Source organism: Pseudomonas gebzensis (assembly GCF_034427815.1).
Classification (GTDB): Bacteria; Pseudomonadota; Gammaproteobacteria; order Pseudomonadales; family Pseudomonadaceae; genus Aquipseudomonas.
Window position 1 is genome coordinate 28026 of sequence record NZ_JAXQNS010000005.1, and the last position, 19579, is coordinate 47604.

Annotated in this window: 16 protein-coding genes and 1 tRNA gene; 14 read left to right on the forward strand and 3 right to left on the reverse strand. The window is 59.7% G+C overall.

Annotated features, from left to right (window positions below):
• Window positions 1-8: 8 nt before the first annotated feature.
• The 4 genes from SJI00_RS10990 (at window position 9) to SJI00_RS11005 (ending at window position 4590) form a co-directional block, all read left to right on the forward strand.
• Window positions 9-84: transfer RNA gene (locus SJI00_RS10990), tRNA-Thr, on the forward strand.
• A gap of 734 nt (window positions 85-818) precedes the next feature.
• A complete protein-coding gene (locus SJI00_RS10995; RefSeq protein WP_322461749.1) occupies window positions 819-1235 on the forward strand; it encodes a hypothetical protein in 417 nt (138 codons plus the stop codon).
• A gap of 30 nt (window positions 1236-1265) precedes the next feature.
• On the forward strand, window positions 1266-2954 hold the full coding sequence (aspT, locus tag SJI00_RS11000) for an aspartate-alanine antiporter (RefSeq protein WP_322461750.1): 1689 nt from the start codon (window positions 1266-1268) through the stop codon (window positions 2952-2954).
• A gap of 34 nt (window positions 2955-2988) precedes the next feature.
• A complete protein-coding gene (locus tag SJI00_RS11005) occupies window positions 2989-4590 on the forward strand; it encodes a bifunctional aspartate transaminase/aspartate 4-decarboxylase (protein WP_322461751.1) in 1602 nt (533 codons plus the stop codon).
• Window positions 4591-5035: 445 nt separating this feature from the next.
• Here the strand turns inward: SJI00_RS11005 and SJI00_RS11010 are convergent, their stop codons facing one another.
• Window positions 5036-5212, reverse strand: coding sequence for a hypothetical protein (locus tag SJI00_RS11010; protein ID WP_322461752.1), 177 nt, complete (start codon window positions 5210-5212; stop codon window positions 5036-5038).
• 255 nt (window positions 5213-5467) lie between these two features.
• Window positions 5468-7108: a methyl-accepting chemotaxis protein gene (locus SJI00_RS11015; protein ID WP_322461753.1), complete on the reverse strand. Its 1641-nt coding sequence runs from the start codon at window positions 7106-7108 to the stop codon at window positions 5468-5470.
• A gap of 482 nt (window positions 7109-7590) precedes the next feature.
• Between SJI00_RS11015 and SJI00_RS11020 the strand changes: the two genes are divergently transcribed.
• The gene (locus tag SJI00_RS11020; RefSeq protein ID WP_322461754.1) at window positions 7591-8151 is read left to right on the forward strand and encodes a P-loop NTPase family protein; all 561 of its coding nucleotides are present in this window, start codon (window positions 7591-7593) and stop codon (window positions 8149-8151) included.
• A gap of 19 nt (window positions 8152-8170) precedes the next feature.
• Here the strand turns inward: SJI00_RS11020 and SJI00_RS11025 are convergent, their stop codons facing one another.
• Complete coding sequence (locus SJI00_RS11025) at window positions 8171-8875, reverse strand: DUF4198 domain-containing protein (RefSeq protein WP_416221025.1); 705 nt, start codon at window positions 8873-8875, stop codon at window positions 8171-8173.
• A gap of 184 nt (window positions 8876-9059) precedes the next feature.
• On the opposite strand from SJI00_RS11025, the gene SJI00_RS11030 reads away from it, so the two are divergent.
• The 9 genes from SJI00_RS11030 (at window position 9060) to alaC (ending at window position 19552) form a co-directional block, all read left to right on the forward strand.
• Window positions 9060-11165, forward strand: coding sequence for a TonB-dependent receptor (locus tag SJI00_RS11030; RefSeq protein ID WP_322461756.1), 2106 nt, complete (start codon window positions 9060-9062; stop codon window positions 11163-11165).
• 362 nt (window positions 11166-11527) lie between these two features.
• Window positions 11528-11713: a hypothetical protein gene (locus tag SJI00_RS11035; RefSeq protein ID WP_322461757.1), complete on the forward strand. Its 186-nt coding sequence runs from the start codon at window positions 11528-11530 to the stop codon at window positions 11711-11713.
• 527 nt (window positions 11714-12240) lie between these two features.
• Window positions 12241-12747 (forward strand): disulfide bond formation protein B, encoded by a 507-nt coding sequence (locus SJI00_RS11040; protein WP_322461758.1) that lies wholly within the window; start codon window positions 12241-12243, stop codon window positions 12745-12747.
• A 560-nt stretch (window positions 12748-13307) separates the two neighbouring features.
• A complete protein-coding gene (gene cyoA / locus SJI00_RS11045) occupies window positions 13308-14249 on the forward strand; it encodes a ubiquinol oxidase subunit II (protein ID WP_322461759.1) in 942 nt (313 codons plus the stop codon).
• A 3-nt stretch (window positions 14250-14252) separates the two neighbouring features.
• Complete coding sequence (gene cyoB, locus SJI00_RS11050) at window positions 14253-16271, forward strand: cytochrome o ubiquinol oxidase subunit I (RefSeq protein ID WP_322461760.1); 2019 nt, start codon at window positions 14253-14255, stop codon at window positions 16269-16271.
• 3 nt (window positions 16272-16274) lie between these two features.
• Entirely contained in the window at window positions 16275-16898 is a 624-nt protein-coding gene (cyoC, locus tag SJI00_RS11055; RefSeq protein WP_322461761.1) for a cytochrome o ubiquinol oxidase subunit III, read from the forward strand.
• Window positions 16899-17231, forward strand: coding sequence for a cytochrome o ubiquinol oxidase subunit IV (gene cyoD, locus SJI00_RS11060; protein ID WP_312934838.1), 333 nt, complete (start codon window positions 16899-16901; stop codon window positions 17229-17231).
• A gap of 11 nt (window positions 17232-17242) precedes the next feature.
• Window positions 17243-18130, forward strand: coding sequence for a heme o synthase (gene cyoE / locus SJI00_RS11065; RefSeq protein WP_322461762.1), 888 nt, complete (start codon window positions 17243-17245; stop codon window positions 18128-18130).
• Window positions 18131-18343: 213 nt separating this feature from the next.
• Window positions 18344-19552, forward strand: a complete 1209-nt coding sequence (alaC, locus tag SJI00_RS11070; RefSeq protein ID WP_322461763.1) for an alanine transaminase — start codon at window positions 18344-18346, stop codon at window positions 19550-19552.
• Window positions 19553-19579: the final 27 nt, after the last annotated feature.

Consider the following 19579-nt stretch of genomic DNA (forward strand, 5'->3'; position numbering starts at 1 on the left):
CGCAACACGCCGGTGTAGCTCAGTCGGTAGAGCAGCGCACTCGTAACGCGAAGGTCGCAGGTTCGATTCCTGTCTCCGGCACCAGTAAAATCAAGGCTTGCAGCGATGCAGGCCTTTTTTACATCCGGATGTAGGGCAATCATGCGGGTTCCCGCCCATACGCTCAACAAAAGCAGCCTATGTTCTGCCTGAAAAGCCTTGATACTCGTTCATACTGCGCTGAAAGTCAGCTCGGTATGCCACGCTGAGGTGCCGAAAAAATCCGAGCCTCATCCAGGCTTACAGGCAGTTGAGCAGGACCTCGTATCCGTTCGCCGCCTTTGGGAAATGACGCACTCATTTCGCGATCTCCGCATCGCTCACAGGCACAAGCAGTACGGTCTGCAGAGGCGTGCGCCCGTGGAGGATCATTGCAGTCTCATAGCACTTAGGCCTACCTATGGACGCAGGAATTACCAGGCGAAGCGCTCTGGAGTTCGACGATTCGCCCCGCATGAATGTTCGGCACGTGGCAGGCACTTATCAGGCGATGTGTATCGTTAGTCGGCTTGCAGCAAAGGAATGCAGCGATTTACCGAAGAAGTAGGAGCCGATGCCGGGCTCGAAACACGCTTGCCGCCATCTAGCTACCTTCCCGCCTGAATCTCCCTGACTTTCGCTCGTCAAGACTATATTCGTCCATCTTGTTTGACTTGAGGCATTGGTGGGATGCTGATCATGCGTCTACGCTTACGGCGGCTCGTCACAAGGCACAGGATTACCGAAGTAAGTGGCTTCTCCTCGATTGAGAGAGGCAGGGTGCTCGAAAGGATTTGAGTATGTCAGGTACGCTTTCCGTTTCTATTTCAAATCTTCAGAAACACCTGGAACTAGCGCTTTTTCTGCTCTTGGCAGCCGGCTACGTGGTCCATCAAACCCGCTTTAAGCCGATCCCGCTCACTCATTGTGGCGCGTTCCCGGCAGCCGTTGTCGTCGGGCAATTCCATCTCCTCCTTGCAGACAGCATGAAGAACACTTTCTTCATGCTGTTTATCTTCGCGCTGGATGCTAGCGGCAGGCCTCCATTGTATGCGCGCTTCACTGAGCGAGGCATACGAGCTGCGCCGAATACCGATACAGAATGCGGCGGGCAATTGCGCTGCATCTCCGCTATCACCTTTGCCAACACACCTGTGCTGTCGTCGTGGAGGGCGCCATTCAGTGCAGCCATTACAGGCATGTTACCTGCGGACTAACCCACTTTTTTCACGTCACGGAGTCGACTCATGGAATGGCTGCATAATCTCTTCGGAAGGTCGCCGGAAATGGCGATATTCCTCTCACTGGCCGTGGGCTACGCGATCGGCAAGATAAAATTCGGCAAGTTCCAGTTGGGGGGCGTCGCAGGGTCGTTGCTGGTAGCGGTGCTGGTCAGCCAAGTGGGCGTCCACGTCGATGGAGGCATCAAGGCAGTGCTGTTCGCACTGTTCATTTTCGCCGTCGGCTTCGAAAGCGGGCCGCAGTTCTTCAGCTCCCTGGGACGTCAGTCGATCAAAGAAATCGTGCTGGCAGCGGTAATGGCGTTGACTGGTCTCGTCACCGTTGTAGTAATGGCAAAACTGTTCGCGCTGGACAAAGGCCTGGCCGCAGGCGTTGCAGCAGGTGGTCTTACGCAGTCAGCAATCATTGGTACTGCCGGTGACGCCATCGCCAAGCTGGGCCTGGGTGCCGAAGAAACGGCACGCCTGCAAGGCAACGTTGCAGTCGGGTATGCCGTCACCTACGTATTTGGGTCTTTTGGCGCCATTCTGGTGTGCGTGAACATCTTGCCCCGGCTCATGGGCCGCAGCATCCGTGATGACGCCATTGCAGCCGAAGCGGCCATGCAGGCGGGCGTGCACGTGTTGGGCCCCGATCAGGAGGCGGCAGCGCCGTCGCTGGTCGGCCGAATCTACGAGATGACCGACGATCCACAGCGCAGCGTCGCTGAGATCGAAAACGCAGACCCGACCACGACCATTACCATCGAACGCATCAAGCGCGACGGCAAACTGATTGATCCTAGCCCTGAGCTGGTTTTGCATCGCAACGACATTGTTTTGGTCGTGGGGCGACGCGAAGCAGTGATCGCCAATGCACCTCTGTTCGGGCGTGAGGTATTCGCTGTCGAAGATATGGAGCTGACCATGTTCAAGCGCGAGGTGGTGCTGACCAATCGTAATTTCCACCAGAAAACGGTCGCCAACATCCGCGAAGCGACGCTTGGCGGCGTGCGCCACGGTGTGTTTGTCGTGCAGTTGAGTCGTATGGGTGTGGCACTTCCTCTCCAGCCTCAGACTGTTATCCACATCGGCGATGTCGTGTCTATCTATGGGGCCGAGCAGGACGTCAAGCGTGTGGCCGCCACCATTGGTGACACGATCGTGTCCAGTGCCAAGACCGATTTTGTCTACCTCGGAGCAGGTATTGTCGCTGGCCTGTTGATCGGCATGCTCAGCGTCAAGTTGGCGAATATCCCGCTTACGCTAGGGGCTGGCGGTGGCGCGTTGCTCGCCGGTTTGCTGTTCGGCTGGTATCGGGCAAAAAAGCAAACCATTGGCGAGATTCCTGGTGGGGCCGTACAACTTCTCAAAGATCTCGGACTGGCGGGTTTCGTAGTCGTCGTAGGCTTGCAGTCAGGCTTGCAGGCGGTGGAAACGGTCAGACAGTTAGGCCTGACCATCTTTGGTGTGGGCGTGGTCGTGACGATTGTGCCCATGGTGCTGACCATGCTGTTCGGACGCTATGTGCTGCGCTATTCCAACACTGCGATTTTTGCCGGTGCGCTTAGTGGCTCGCGCAGTGCAAACCCGGCGTTTGGTGAAGTGCTCGACAAAGCCAGCAACACCATCCCGACCGTTCCTTTTGCAATCACTTACGCACTGGCCAATGTATTTCTGACTTTACTGGGCCCACTGATCGTGGCGCTGGTTTGAGACCGTACGCATTCATCTAAAAAGGAGTATCTCCATGGACTTTGATGAGATTCAGAAACTCGCCAACCTCAGCCCGTTCGAGCTGAAGGATTCATTGATCAAGGTAGCCAGTGGTGGAAAACAGCTCCTGCTGAACGCAGGACGCGGCAATCCCAACTTCGTGGCGACCACGCCACGTCACGGCTTCTTCCAGTTCGGTCTTTTTGCGATGACAGAAAGCGAACGCTCGTTCATCTACATGGACGGCGTAGGTGGCTTTCCTCAGCGCGAGGGTATCGAGGCACGCTTCGAGATTTTTACCAAAGCACATGAGGGCCAGCCGGGCGTGCGCTTTATCGAGGCGGCGGTATCCTATGTCCGCGATCAGCTCGGTATGTCGGGAGGCGACTTCATCTACGAGATGTGCGAAGCCATTCTCGGCTGCAACTACCCCGTACCCGATCGCATGCTGCGCATGAGTGAAATCATTGTCGGCCAGTACATTCACCAGGAAATGATCGGAACTCACCCGTTCGTAGGGCGTTTCGACATGTATGCGGTGGAGGGCGGCACTGCGGCCATGACCTACCTGTTCAACAGCTTGCGCGAAAACCACCTGCTGCATCCTGGCGATACCATTGCCCTAGGCATGCCGATATTCACGCCTTACATCGAGATACCCCGTCTCAACGATTACCAGCTGGTGGAGTTGCTGATTGACGCGCCGGCCGAGAACAACTGGCAGTTCACCAAAGAAGAACTGCAAAAATTGCTCGATCCGAAAGTGAAGGCCTTCTTCCTCTGCAACCCGAGTAACCCACCTTCGGTGAAGCTCAGTGACGAAGTGCTGGAAAATATTGCCGAGATCGTCAAGCAGCGACCTGACTTGATCATCCTGACCGATGACGTCTACGGCACTTTCGCGGACAACTTCAAATCGCTATTTGCGATCTGTCCGCAGAACACCATCCTTGTGTACTCGTTCTCCAAATACTTTGGTGCTACAGGATGGCGCATGGGTGTGGTCGCGACGCATGAAAACAATATCCTCGACCGACTGATCAGCGAATTGCCCGAAAGCACCCTCGAAGACCTCGATGAGCGTTACGGCTCCATCACGACTGAACCGCGCTCGCTGAAATTCATCGATCGCCTGGTTGCCGACAGCAGAACCGTGGCACTCAATCACACCGCCGGCCTTTCCACTCCGGTGCAGGCGCAGATGGTGATGTTCTCGCTGTTCTGCCTGCTCGATGAGCCTCAGGCCTACAAACAATCGATGAAACGTATTGTGCTGCGCCGCAAAGAGGCACTGTACCGCGAGCTGGGCTTGCCACTGCCCGTCGATCCTAACTCCGTCAGCTATTACCACTTGCTGGACCTGCAGGACATCGCCACGCAGATGTATGGTGCACACTTTGGTGAATGGATACTGACGCGGCTGCAACCCAACGAGGCGTTGTTCCGCATCGCGCAGGATACTGGCATTGTTCTGCTGCCTGGCCGTGGTTTCGGCGGCACGCATGCGTCGGGGCGAGTGTCGCTCGCCAACTTGAATGAGTATGACTATGCCAATATCGGCCGCTCACTGCGTCGTATAGCGTCCGAGTTTTACGAGGCCTTCGAAGCGGAGGACGGCCCAGTAATCAAAGGCTGACGACGAGGAAATCTGGCGTGCGGTGTCAGTGCCCGAAGATGACTGTCGGCCGGGGATGGCTTGATTTTCAACCTCGATATTCGCCGTACGCTTGTAGTAAAAAACCGTCCGTGCGAGGCAAAGACCTCATGTCAGTGAATTCAGGCAGGGTAAGCACCGATCCCGGAGGGCTGCTTCCAGTTCATGACTGGCCTTGGCTGGCGAGTGGCTTCGGTGCTGCTGGTGTGCTGGCTGGGGGTACCAATGGATCAGAGGGCTTCCTCGTCAGCACCGTGAACGCGCGGCAAGCGCGGCGCGCGATGTGGCGGCAGCACGGACTCGTCAGCACCGCTGAAAACTGGCAAGGGCAGCATAGTGATTGGCTCAACCCACGCTGCAACCTGGCCATTTCTCATCAATCGAGCACCACACGAAGAAGCGGTTTTTCCCATGGTTCGCATCATGATCATCGGAGCGCCGTTGCCAGCTCCAGCTCAGGCTGATCGAGCAGCCACTCCAACCCCGATCGGTTGTCGCTGTGGTTAGAGCCATCGGCGTAGAGGTGCCATTCCCACGGCGTGGCATTGGCGAGGTGCTCTTCGATGATGTTCCAGATGCGCGGGGTGAGGTCGCGCTCTTGCATGTTGGTCGTGCGCCTGGGGGCTGATCACAGTATCAGGCTAAACGAACACTGTGTGGAGATAGCCTGCTGCAATAAGCTAGCGGCAGATGTCGGAGACGCTGAGAACGCTTGCAGCATTTGAAGCCCCTCTACGCTCGCGAAAGCGAACTCTCAGAGATAAATTCCCCCGTTTGCCGAAGCATCGGCGATGCGACCTTGGGCTGCGGCCATCCCATCGCCGGCGCAGCCGCACGCCCAACCGTCGGGCCCAACCCCTCACCGCACCTTGAACATCGCCACCTTCTCCGCCAACCGCTGCGCCAACCCCGTCAGTTCCTGACTCGCCGACGCCACCTGCAACGAGCCGTTCGCCGATTCCACCGTCGAGCCATGGATCCGGCTCAGATTCTGCGCCACCTCTTCGGCCACCGCGCTCTGTTGCACCGCCGCGCTGGCGATCTGCGTGTTCATCTCGTTCAACGCACCGACTTCCCGACTGATCCGCGCCAGCGCCTGCTGCGCGTTGCGTGTCTGGCTCACGGTCGATTCAGCCAGCTCGCAGCTGCTGCGCATGGTGTTGCTGGCGGCGGCGGTGCCGCTTTGCAGGCTACTGATCATCTCGCGGATCTCTTCGGTCGACTGCTGGGTGCGGTTGGCCAGCGAGCGGACCTCGTCGGCCACCACCGCGAAGCCGCGACCATGCTCGCCCGCGCGGGCGGCTTCGATGGCGGCATTGAGCGCCAGCAGGTTGGTCTGCGAGGCAATCGAGTTGATCACGTCGATCACGGTCTCGATGCGCTCGCCCTGGCGGGAGACCTGCTCGACCGTCTCGGTGGTCTCCACCAGAGCCGCCGCCAGTTGTTCGATGGCCGAGGTGCTGTCGGCCACCAGGCGGTTGCCCTGGTCGACTTCCTGGTCGGCCTGGCGGGTCGCCTGCGCGGCCTGGGCGGCGTAGCCGGAGACCTCGTTGACCGTGGCGGACATCTGCGCGATGGCCGTGGCCACCTGCTGGGTCTCGTGGGTTTGCAGGCCGATGTGTTCGTTGTTGGCGCTGGAGGTTTCGGACAGCTGCGTCGAGGACTGGTTGACCGCCTGCGCGGCGAGGCGCACCTGGGCGATGGTGTCGGCCAGGCGGTCCTGCGCGGTCTTGAGCACGCCCATCACGCTGCCGGGGTAGCGCGTGGCGATGCTTTGGCACAGATCGCCTGCCGCCAGACGCTCGATGGCCTGGCCGACCTCGGTGGGTTCTGCGCCGAGCGTCGAGCGCACGAAGCGCATGATCACCGTGGCCAGCAGAATACTCAGCAGCAGCGCCACGCCGGTGGCCGCGAGCATCAGCCCGCGGAACTGGCTGGCGGTAGCCTGTACATCGTTCAGTTGCTGCTTGATCGAGGCTTCTTCGTGGTCGATCAGCGCGTTCACGCGCTTGAGCCACTCGCTGTAGTCGCCGGAAGTCTCACGCAGCAGCAGCGCCTGGGCACCTGCGATATCACCGGCGCGGCGCAGGTCGAGTACGGCTTTGGACGAGGCGAGGGTACGGGTCTCGATGTCCTTGATCCCCTGCAGCAGTTGCTGCTCTTCTGGAGACACGCCGCGCTCGGCGAACAGCTGGTCCATCGGCCCGGCCGAATCGATATAGGCCTGTTGCAGGTTGGTCATTTCGGTCAGATGACGCGCCAGGTCGCCCTCATTGTCCACCAGCACGGCATCGCGGATGGCAATGGCACGGTTGTGCACGCTGCCGCGAAAGTTGATGGCGTAGCGCTGGATTTTGGCGGCGTTTTCGCTGACGTGTTCGAGGGTGGAATCAATGAATCCCACGCGCTGGATGCCGACGGCGGTGACCAGAACGAGCAGCGAAACAATGACGGCGAAACCCAGGCCGATACGGGTGGCGAGCGGGAGGGATCTGTTCATGCGTGGTGAACCTGAAGAGGCGAGGGGAATGCCGGACCGAGTACTGGCTCAAAGCCAGATAATGGCAAAGCGATAGTATGTAGTGACCCTAGAGAACGCTAATTGATCCTTGGCATTGGCGACGATAGGGCAAGGCTATTGCCAGCGCGGTCACTGCCGATGATCACTGGCCCGCCAAGGCTGTCGCAGCAGAGGCCTTCAACAGACTGAGCGTGCGCCGCTAGTGCAGCCCATGAGCCACGGCAATCTCGCCCAACCCATGATCATCGTCTGCCGTTGAGGCAGGAAGTCGATAAGGTATCGGGTGCGTGGTTTTGACTCTGCACGTGGAATCGTTTGAGATCGATGCATGCCACCACGCGCATGCGCTGTACGTTCGAACGCATGAGCGGACCCTCCAGCGCTCTGCGGCGTGTCAGCTTCATTCAACCGCTGGACCTTGCCTGTTCCAGCCATACCCTTTCCCATGAAACGGATTTCCCATGCCGCGCATCATCATCATCGGCCAACCCGGCTCCGGCAAATCAACCCTCGCTCGACGACTGGGCGAGGCCACCGGCATTCCGATCATTCACATCGACAGGATCCATTGGCAGCCCAATTGGCAGGAGCGCAGTCAGGACGAGAAGACTCGGCTCTGCCTGGCAGCCGAGGCGCAAGAACACTGGATTTTTGAAGGTGGCCACGCTGCCACCTGGGCCAACCGCGTTGCGCGCGCCGATCTGCTGATCTGGCTCGACCGCGCCCCGGCGCTGCGCTTTTGGCGGGCCTTGAAGAGAACCCTCAAGGGGCGTGGCCACACCCGCCCGGACTTACCGGATCACTGTCCCGAGCGGCTGAGAAACCTGCCAGGGTTCTTTCGGTTCATGTGGACCACGCGGCACTCGGCAAGAAACAAGATGCAGCAGCTTGTCTCTACCGCGCCAGACCATTGCCGCGTGGTGCACCTGCGCTCTGACCGCGACGTCGAGGCCTTTCTGGCAGCCAGCGATGGGGCGGCCCCAGGCGCCTTGCGCAGCTCGGTGCAGACACTGGCGAAGTGAAATCACGCGTAGACGCGGTTCAGTGTGAATGGCGCTCGCCCACGAACGTCAGTGAAGTGGAAAGGCTGCGTTCGGTCACGCCCTGGTCGCGGTTCGAGGGCACTCTGGCCTGTGCCGCAATGACATTCAGCCCGGCATTGCGGACGATCACGCTCGCGCGCCCGTGTGCATCGGTCCGCACACTGCTGGCATCCGCCATCGCGCGATAGTCATCGAACAGCGCAATGTCGGGCGCGGGCTTGCCGTCGATGGTCACTTCAACAGGCAGCGGCTTACCGACACCCACCGTCGTTGGGTCTAGCAGGGGGCGAATCAGCATCGCCAACCGCAGATCAGTGGGTAGGCGAGCTTGCGGCTGCAAAATGGCCACGCTGTACTTGTAGCTGTGGCTCGCGCTGGTTGCGCCCGCCACCTGGGTCATCGATGCGTTGACCGATTTTCCATCGGCGCCTTTGCTCCAGATGCCGTTGTCCATGGCAACGCTCACCACCGCCGGCGTGGCCAGCGGCACCAGGCGGACATGGTCTTGCCGCCGCTCAACCGTGGTGGGTATCGAGTGGCCATCGCGTGCATAAGCCCACACCTGCTTGATCCTTTCCGGCGCGTAGGCCTCGTCTTCTGCGCCATGGCCATAGACCACTTCAAGCGTACCCCGGCGTTCCTCCGTCCAGATCCCGTGTGCCGAAGCGGCACCTGTGCTGAGAACGCCGATTGCCACAGCCATCAAGGGTGAAAATCTCATAGGGTCTTCCAGTTGCCTTGCGTGAAGCCTCCTGCAGGGAGGCAAACGGGGCCTCGGCACAATCTGGTCAAGGCTTGCGCCAAGGCTGATCAAAACTTAATTTGTTATAGTATAACGTAGTAATGTTAGATTGTTATTAGTCAACATCATCGAGGTACACCGCGTCATGTACAGGTCCACACACCGTGTTCAGCCCGGTTTTTTCAGGCGCGCCGCCCTGACCGGCCTAGTCTCTTGGGCATCGGTGGCGGCAGCAGAAGCCGGCGCGGAAAATGTCGTCGAGCTGGAAGCGATCGAAGTTGCAGGTGAAGGGAAGGGGGTTGGGCCCATCAAGCCGCTGACACGCAGCAAGGTCGGCACTGGCGCTGAACATCTGCCGGCGGCGGTCTCCACGCTGACTCAGGACGACATCCAGACGCTGAACGTCGACCGAGACATTTCCAATATCTACCGCCGTGTGCCGGGTGTCGTGGCCAACAATATCGACCAGGGCGATACCGGTAACGGCTTTCGCATGCGCGGTTTCACCACCAACGGCACGCACGGCGCGGATGTCGCAGTAAGCGTCGACGGCGTGCCGCAGAACATCCCGTCGAGCCAGGGCGGCGCCGGGCACGGGCCTGTCTTTCTGGAGTGGCTGACGCCGCAGATGATCAAGCGGGTCGACGTCATCAAAGGGCCTGTCTCGGCGCTCTCCGGCGATCAGAACCGCGCAGGTTCGGTGAACATCGAAACACTCGACGGCGGTGATGTGGCCTCGAGCATCGGCATGGACATCGCCAGTTTCGATGGCGTGCGTGGGAACCTGGTTCTTGGCGGCGAGCATGAGGGCTTCGAGTCGTTGTTCATCGCCGATACCTACCAGACCAACGGCTATCGCAAAGCCGCCGAAACCAATCGGGACAACTATTTCTGGAAGCTTTCCAAGGTGATTGGGGACGCCCGGTATTCGGCACGATTCAGCCACTACGAATCGGACTTCAAGAACGACGGCTACTTGAACCTGCCTGCACTCAAGGCGGGCACCATCAGCCGGCGTGACACGGATAACCTGTATGGCTTCGGCAATGCGAACCGCAACACCTATGTGTTCAATCGCGCGCCGGCAGAAGGCGAAGCGGGCCTTTCCTACACTGCTTATTTCGAAGACTTCAAGCGCGTGCGAGGCATCGCCAACGGCGCCCGGACCCACAACTACGGCAAGGATGATCGCGATATCTACGGCGGCCGCATTGCCTACAACTTCGTCTATCGGGACTCGGCCGCGCTGCTGATCGGGGCCGACGCTCGCCGCGACAAGGGCGATGCCTTCAGACAGCAATACCGCAACTTCCAGCCCACGCAAAACTACTACTTCGACTTCGACCAGGATCTGATCACCTACGGCGTATTCGCCCAGGGGCAGTACAAGCCAGTGGACTCCTTGAAACTGCTGGCCGGCATGCGCTACGACCGTTTCGATTACGACATCAAGAACCTGAAGTTCCGCGATGCCGACACCGGCTACCACAGCTCCGTCACGACGCCCAAGCTCGGGGTGGTGTGGACGCCCACAGAGCAGTTCGAGGTGTTTGGCAATGCAGCCCAGGGCTTCCGCTCGCCTGCGGCCGAGTACATCAGCTCCGGCAGCAGTGCTGCACTGCCGCTCAGCGAGACCGGGGGGCGGATCAACGGCAGCGTGCGGCCCAGCAAGGTCACCTCCTATGACGTGGGCTTTACCGCACGCCCAAGCGATCGACTGTCCAGCACCACCGAGTTCTACTACATCCTGAACGACAGCGAGACCTTGCAGACCTCACCCGGCGTCTTCGAGCAAGCCAGCGACACGACGCGCAAGGGGGTGGAAACCAGTGTCAACTACCAACTCACCTCCACCCTGAGTACCTATGCCAGCTACGGCAGAATCCTCGAGGCATCGATCAGCAATCCTGCACCGGGCGTGGGTGACCGCTTGCCGGTGCCCGAACACACCTACAAGGCGGGCGTGCAGCACCGCGATGCGTTCATGGGTGGCCAACTGACCCTCAATGCCGATGCTTACCACCTGGCGGGCATCCCTTATTACGTGGGCAGTGCGCGTAACGAGATGCCGGTCTATACCCGCTATGACCTGCGCGCTTCTTATGACTACGACCAGTATCAGTTCAGCCTGTACGGCACCTTTCAGCCCCATCGTTACGGCACTGAGGTCGCCTATGGCACCAGCGCCGGGCTGGTGATCGTCCCGCAGCCGTCCACCACACTGGGGGCATCGGCCAGGTACTTCTTCTGAGCACGAGGACGGGGGCCTCCAGCGCAGAAGAGCGGCGACACCTGCTCGGTGATGGCGATGGGCCGCGAAGCAAGCGTCCCAGGTTGGCCTGGTGGCCCTGCGCAGGCCGGCCAGCCGTGCGATGTGCCCAGGCGCTGCGTGACCTCTGAACGTCGCGCCTGGAAGCCTGACGCAGGCCAGGAAGGCCGAGCTGCGGGAGCCTGCATTCGCTTGGGAGGCGGGTACGACTACGGTTTCTCGGTTACCCAACCCAACTGAACTATTTCTCCGATTCCGCTCGTCCGAACCACCCCCACCCTCATTCGAACCTATCCCCAAGAGCCTCCATCCAAACGATTCACTGTTCAGGTTTGGAGAGCGTCATGTCTGTTCATGTCATCAAGGTTCACGGTAGCGATGTCCCTGAAGCACTGCGCGAGTCAGGGGTTACTCAGGCGTTCTGTGTCGAGGACGACGCCGGTCAGCGGGTGTATTCGGACAACGATCTGGAAGTCACGCGCCTGGCGGCGTCGCTGGCTGAGCAGGAGGAGAAGGCCCAGCAAGGCTGAGTGCGGGCCCCTAGGGCGCATCATGCGCCCAGCCGTTTTCTGAGGTGTCGCTCCAATCGTCGCGGCGCGAACGGGTTGGCCAGTATTCCCTGCCGCTGGGGAGATGACCGTCGCCCATGGCGGCGGCTCGACATAAGCGGTAATGAAGGGGGTTTCAAGGCCAGGGCGCAGTTCGTGGTCCGCATCGGTCCTCTTCTGTAACCAAAGTTGCGTAAAGTCGCCTGGCTGCCGGGCCAACCCTGTCGATCATCGACATGGCCGCCGGTTTTCGATCCGTCTTGGCCTGACGCACGTCGGGGGAGGGGCAGGGCAGCAGCGACGCCGTGGGTAAATGAACGAGGATTGATCTCGTTCATCTTTAATCCTTCATTAATCCCTGTATTCTTCACTGCCGACGGTCACGGCCTGTGGCCACGGGGCGTCCGGAGCACTGGGTCGAGTGGGGTCATCGTTGAACCGATTTCACAGGCTTGGGTCCTAACGCCTCATACGCTGCACGCTGTCATTATTCCTCGAAGGAACCGGCAATGAACGAACACACCTCCACCTTGAACCGAGAGCGGCGCTTTCTGGTTTTGCTTGGAGTCATCTGCCTGTCGCTGATCGGCGGCGCGCTGTACATGCAAGTGGTGCTTGGCGAAGCGCCTTGCCCCCTGTGCATCCTGCAACGTTACGCCCTGCTGTTCATTGCCGTGTTCGCCTTCCTCGGCGCGGCCATGCCCGGACGCCGCAGCCTGACGGTGATGGAAGCCCTGGTAGTGGTCAGCGCCATTGGCGGAATCGCGGCAGCGGGCAACCACGTCTACATCCTCGCCAACCCCATGGTCAGTTGCGGCATCGATACCCTGCAGCCGATCGTCGACGACCTGCCCCTGGCCAAGCTCTGGCCCCTGGCGTTTCAGGTCGACGGCTTCTGCAGCACGCCTTATCCGCCCATCCTCGGTCTTTCCCTCGCCCAGTGGGCGTTGGCAGCCTTCGTCTTGACGGCGATCCTGGTTCCGCTTGGCATAGCGCGCAATCGCCGCAAGGGGTAGACAAAATGCCGCAGTCGCTGCCCCCCATTGCCCGCCACTGCGACAGCCCAGTTCCCCCGGCAAACCCCCCACTTGATCTGCGCTAACCCGCGCAGATCAAGGCGTGCAGACTGTTCAGCGAGGGTGCGACAAACTGTCGCAAAGTTGATTGTTGAGGGTCTATTGTTACATTTCATGCAATAGACTGTTGCTCAATAAGTCATAGTCACCGTCTGGCTAGCTAACTACAATCGCCCCCAATTTCCGTTCGGCAACTGCTTGCGAGTCGCAGAATAGAAGGAAGCCTCAGCGCTCCTTTTTGCTGACTTCGTCAAGTTTCGCCAAGCGGCGATGCCGGGCGGATACCCCTCCGCGTTTTCTCGCACCAAATGGACTTGGTCTGAAGTACAGGCCGTTAGCCTAAGATACCTAAGCACCGTTGAGCACGCTCCTCGCCAGATCCAGCAGTCGGATCCTTGGCAGGCGCGTATTCGAGCTAATAAATGCTCACGTTTGGCAGGACGAAACGTTGGCTACCAAAACACAATTGCATTGAAGCAAGCTGATCTAGAGGTCGTGAGATGAGTAAAAAGCGTTACCCCAGACTGTTTGGCATATTGCCCGTTTTAGGCATGCTTTTACTCAGTGGGTGCAACTGGACCCTGCTCGACCCTAAGGGCCAGGTCGGCATTGAGCAAAAGAACCTGATCCTGATCGCGACCGGCCTGATGCTGCTTGTGGTAGTGCCGGTCATCATCATGACGCTGGCCTTTGCCTGGAAGTATCGTGCTTCCAACAAGTCCGCGACCTACACGCCTGACTGGTCGCACTCGACCAAGATCGAGGCAGCGGTGTGGATCATCCCGATCCTGATCATCATCGCCCTGGGTTACGTCACCTACCTCTCCACGCACCGCCTGGATCCGTACCGTCCGCTAGACTCCGACGTCAAGCCGGTGAAGATCGACGTCATCGCAATGGACTGGAAATGGTTGTTCATCTATCCCGAGCAAGGCATTGCCACGGTGAACAAGATCAACTTCCCGGCCAATACCCCAGTCAACTTCCGCGTGACCTCCGACGCTGTGATGAACTCGTTCTTCATCCCAGGCCTGGGCGGGCAGATCTACGCCATGGCGGGCATGACCACCAAGCTGCACCTGATCGCCAACGAGGAAGGTGTATTCGACGGTATCAGCGCCAACTACAGCGGCGCCGGCTTCACCGGTATGAAGTTCAAGGCTACCGCCACGTCCCAGGCTGACTTCGATGCATGGGTCGCCGAAGTGAAGCGGTCGCCGTTGAAACTGGACAAGGCAACCTACGACGCCTTGGCCAAACCTAGCGAAAACAACCCAGTTGTGCTGTACAGCGAGGCCGCGCCTGAGCAGTTCCAGGTCATCGTCGACAAGTACGCAGGTATGAAGCGCGGTCCGAGCCACGAGCAGGAAGGCAGCAAGGATCTGGCGACAACCCAGGGTGTTGAGTCGAGTAAGCAATCAGCTGCCGGGGCAGAGGAGTAAGAGATGTTCGGTAAATTAAGTCTGGAGGCGATTCCCTATCACGAGCCGATAGTCATGGTGACGCTTGCCATGATCGCGCTTGGTGGTATCGCAGTCGTCGGCCTGATCACGTACTTCCGCAAGTGGACGTACCTGTGGTCCGAATGGCTGACCACGGTCGACCACAAGAAAATCGGCGTGATGTACATCATCGTTGCCATGGTCATGCTGCTGCGTGGTTTTGCCGACGCCGTCATGATGCGTACACAGCTGGCGGTCGCGACCGGTGGCTCCGAAGGCTATCTGCCGCCTGAACACTATGACCAGATCTTCACCGCGCACGGTGTGATCATGATCATCTTCATGGCGATGCCGTTCTTCACCGGCCTGATGAACCTTGCGGTTCCTCTGCAGATCGGTGCACGTGACGTGGCCTTCCCGTTCCTCAACTCCCTGAGCTTCTACCTGCTGCTGGCAGGCGTGATTCTGGTCAACGTCTCGCTGGGTGTTGGTGAATTCGCCAAGACCGGCTGGGTAGCCTATCCGCCGCTTGCGGGTATTCAGTACAGCCCTGGGGTGGGTGTCGACTACTACATCTGGGCGCTACAGCTGTCAGGCCTGGGTACGACACTGACCGGCGTGAACTTCCTCGTCACCGTGATGAAGATGCGCGCGCCTGGCATGAAACTGATGGACATGCCGATCTTCACCTGGACCTGCACCTGGGCCAACGTGCTGATCGTCGCCTCGTTCCCGATCCTGACTGCTGCACTCGCACTGCTGACCGTTGACCGTTATCTGGACTTCCACATTTTCACCAACGAGCTTGGTGGGAACCCGATGATGTACGTCAACCTGTTCTGGGCGTGGGGTCACCCTGAGGTCTACATTCTGATTCTGCCGGCCTTCGGCGTGTTCTCGGAAGTCACCTCGACGTTCTCTGGCAAGCGCCTGTTCGGCCACCACGCGATGATCTATGCGTCGGGTGCCATTGCGGTACTGGGCTTCGCGGTCTGGCTGCACCACTTCTTCACCATGGGGGCGGGCGCGAGCGTCAACACCTTCTTTGGTCTGGCGACGATGCTGATCTCCATTCCGACGGGTGTGAAGCTGTTCAACTGGCTGTTCACCATGTATCAGGGCCGTGTTCGCTTCACGCCGCCGATGCTGTGGACCCTGGGCTTCATGGTCACCTTCTCCATCGGTGGCATGACCGGCGTCCTGCTGGCTGTTCCAGGTGCCGACTTCGTGCTGCACAACAGCCTGTTCGTGATCGCTCACTTCCACAACGTGATCATCGGTGGTGCAGTCTTCGGCTACATCGCAGGCTTCGCGTTCTGGTTCCCGAAAGCGTTCGGCTTCACCCTGAACGAGAAGTGGGGCAAGGCAGCGTTCTGGTTCTGGCTCACCGGCTTCTATGTCGCCTTCATGCCGCTGTACGCGCTGGGCTTCATGGGCATGACCCGTCGTCTGAACCACTCCGACAACCCGCTGTGGGAACCCTACCTGTATGTCGCCGTGGTCGGTGCCGTGCTGATCCTGTTCGGTATCGCGTGCCAGCTGATCCAGCTGTTCGTGTCGATCCGCGACCGCAAAGACAACATGGACGTCACTGGCGACCCATGGGGCGGCCGTACGCTGGAATGGTCCACCTCGTCGCCACCACCGTTCTACAACTTCGCCCACATGCCTGAGAAGGTCGGTCTCGACGCTTGGCACGAAGCCAAGGAAGCCGGTGTTGCCTACAAGGTTCCAGCCAAGTACGACGCCATTCACATGCCGAGCAACACCTCTACGGGTCTGTTCATGGGTATGTTCCTGACCGTCTTCGGCTTTGCCTTCATCTGGCATATCTGGTGGCTGGTCGGTGTGAGCCTGGTTGCGACCATCGCGGTCTTCGTTCGCCACGCTGCGCGTGATGACCAGGGCTTCATGGTGCCGGCTGAAGAAGTGGCGCGCATCGAAGGTGAACGCCAACGGGCCCTGCAGCTCGCCGGTGTGCCTACCGGTGGCGCACGTGTCGAAACGTTTGAACGGGTGTAATCAATGTCCAGTCAAGTAATGCACGGTGACGCTCATGGTCATGACCATGGGCACGACGATCACCACCACGACTCGGGCCAGATGACCGTACTGGGCTTCTGGCTGTACCTGATGACCGACTGCATTCTGTTTGCGTCGCTCTTCGCTACCTACGCGGTGCTGTCCGGCAGTTTTGCCGGCGGCCCGTCGGGTCACGACATCTTCCAGCTCGACTTCGTGCTGGTGGAAACCGCGTTCCTGCTGCTGTCCTCGATCACCTTCGGCTTCGCCATGCTGAAGATGTTCGCCGGTAGCAAGTCAGGCGTGCTGGGCTGGTTGGCTGTGACCTTCCTGTTCGGTGCAGGCTTCATCGCAATGGAAGTCTATGAATTCCATCACCTGATCGGCGAGGGCTTCGGCCCGCAGCGCAGTGGTTTCCTGTCGGGCTTCTTTGCCCTGGTTGGCACCCACGGTCTGCACGTGACCGCTGGCCTGATCTGGATGGCGATCATGATGTACCAGATCAACAAGCACGGCATCACGCCGACCGCCACCACGCGCATGAGCTGCCTGAGCCTGTTCTGGCACTTCCTGGACGTGGTCTGGATCTGCGTATTCACCGTCGTTTATCTGCTGGGGGTTATCTAAATGGCCAATGCACATGACGCGCATCACGACAACAGCCACGGCAGCGTGAAGTCCTACATGATCGGCTTTGTACTGTCGATCATCCTGACCGCAATCCCGTTCGCGCTGGTGATGTCGCCAGTAATGGACAAGATGTGGACCGTAGTGGTCGTGGTGGCGATGGCCGTGATTCAGGTCGTGGTACACCTGGTGTACTTCCTGCACATGGACCGCTCGAAAGGGCAGCGCAACAACGTCTCGACGTTCCTGTTCACCGTCATGGTGATCGCACTGCTGGTCGGCCTGTCGCTGTGGATCATCTTCAGCATCCACTTCCAGATGATGGCCAAGTGAGGTAACTCTGCATGTCCGTGAAGCACTTCATCCAGATCACCAAGCCGGGCATCATTTTCGGTAACGTGATCTCCGTGGCAGGTGGGTTCTTTCTGGCTGCCAAGGGCCACGTCGACTTTGCGCTGCTGTTGGCAGTGATCGTCGGCACGTGTCTGGTGGTGGCTTCCGGCTGTGCATTCAACAACTGCATCGACCGCGACATCGACCAGAAGATGGAGCGTACGAAGAACCGCGTCATGGTTCAGGGCGGCATGTCCCTGACCGTGGCGCTGGTCTACGCGACGCTGCTGGGCGTAGCCGGCTTCAGCCTGCTGTATGTCCAGGCCAACCCGCTGGCGGCTTATTGCGCGCTGGCTGGCTTCGTGGTCTATGTCGGTTTCTACAGCCTGTGGTTGAAGCGCAAGTCGGTGCACGGCACCTTGGTCGGCAGTCTGTCGGGGGCCATGCCTCCGGTGATCGGCTACTGCGCTGTGAGCAACAGCTTCGACCTCGCAGCCGTGACCTTGCTGGTGATGTTCAGCCTGTGGCAGATGCCACACAGCTTTGCCATCGCCATCTTCCGCTTCAATGACTACCGCGCCGCCAACATTCCGGTGTTGCCGGTGGCGCGTGGCATTCTGGCCGCGAAGAAGCAGATCCTGCTATACATCCTGGCCTTTGTGCTTGCCACCGTGATGCTGACGCTGGGCGGTTATGCCGGCATCGGTTACCTGGTGGTGGCAGCGGCCATGGGCCTGTACTGGTTGTACATGGCCTGGGGCGGCTACCGGGCCCAGGACGACAGCAAGTGGGCGCGCAAGGTGTTCGGCTTCTCGATCCTCACCGTCATGGCGTTGAGCCTGATGATGTCGGTGGACAGCCAGAGCGCGACCGATGTGCTGATGACTTACGCACGCTGATCGGCATGCAGTACCTCGAGCCCCGGCCTTTGTGCCGGGGTTTTTTATGGGCGGTTGAAAACCCGTACCCGAATGATGATGCTGAAAATGTTCTCATAAACAGGAAATACTCGTTTACAAAGCAAGCTTTTCAGCGGTAACGTCTGTTTCGGCCACCGCAGTGGCCAACGTCGCTCGGACGGTTCCGGGCGCTGACGTCTACAGAGGCACATCATGGCTGACACCCCTTCGCCGCGCCGCTTCGCGCGCATCGACCGGCTTCCCCCCTACGTCTTCAACATCACTGCCGAGCTCAAGATGGCCGCCCGCCGCCGTGGCGAGGACATCATCGACCTGAGCATGGGCAACCCCGATGGCGCCACGCCGCCGCACATCGTCGAGAAGCTCGTGCAGGTCGCCCAGCGCGAAGACACCCACGGTTACTCCACCTCGCGCGGTATTCCGCGTCTGCGCCGGGCCATCTCGCGCTGGTACAAGGACCGCTATCAGGTCGACATCGACCCGGACGACGAAGCCATCGTCACCATCGGCTCCAAAGAGGGCCTCGCGCACCTGATGCTGGCCACGCTGGATGCTGGTGACACCGTGCTGGTACCCAACCCCAGTTATCCGATCCACATCTACGGTGCAGTCATCGCCGGCGCCCAAGTGCGCTCGGTGCCGCTGGTGCCGGGGGTGGATTTTTTCAATGAGCTGGAGCGGGCGATTCGCGAATCGATTCCCAAGCCGAAGATGATGATCCTGGGCTTCCCCTCCAACCCCACCGCGCAGTGCGTGGAGCTGGACTTCTTCGAGCGCGTGGTGGCCCTGGCCAAGCAGTACAACGTGCTGGTGATTCACGACCTGGCCTACGCCGACATCGTCTACGACGGCTGGAAAGCCCCGTCGATCATGCAGGTGCCCGGCGCCAAGGACATTGCGGTGGAGTTTTTCACCCTGTCCAAGAGCTACAACATGGCTGGCTGGCGCATTGGCTTCATGGTCGGCAATCCTGAGCTGGTCAATGCGTTGGCGCGGATCAAGAGCTATCACGACTACGGCACCTTCACCCCTCTGCAGGTGGCCGCCATCGCGGCGCTCGAAGGCGATCAGCAATGTGTGCGCGACATCGCCGAGCAGTACCGCCAGCGTCGCAACCTGCTGGTCAAAGGCTTGCACGAGCTGGGCTGGATGGTCGAGAACCCCAAGGCGTCGATGTACGTGTGGGCGAAGATTCCAGAGGCGTATGCCCATCTGGGCTCGCTGGAGTTCGCCAAGAAGCTGCTGGCCGAGGCCAAGGTGTGTGTGTCGCCGGGCATCGGTTTTGGTGATTACGGCGACGACCATGTGCGCTTTGCCCTGATCGAAAACCAGGACCGTATTCGCCAGGCCATTCGCGGCATTCGGCAGATGTTCCGGGCCGATGGCCTGACGCAGAAGTGAGTGCTGCCTCACCACGGGTGGCGGCCC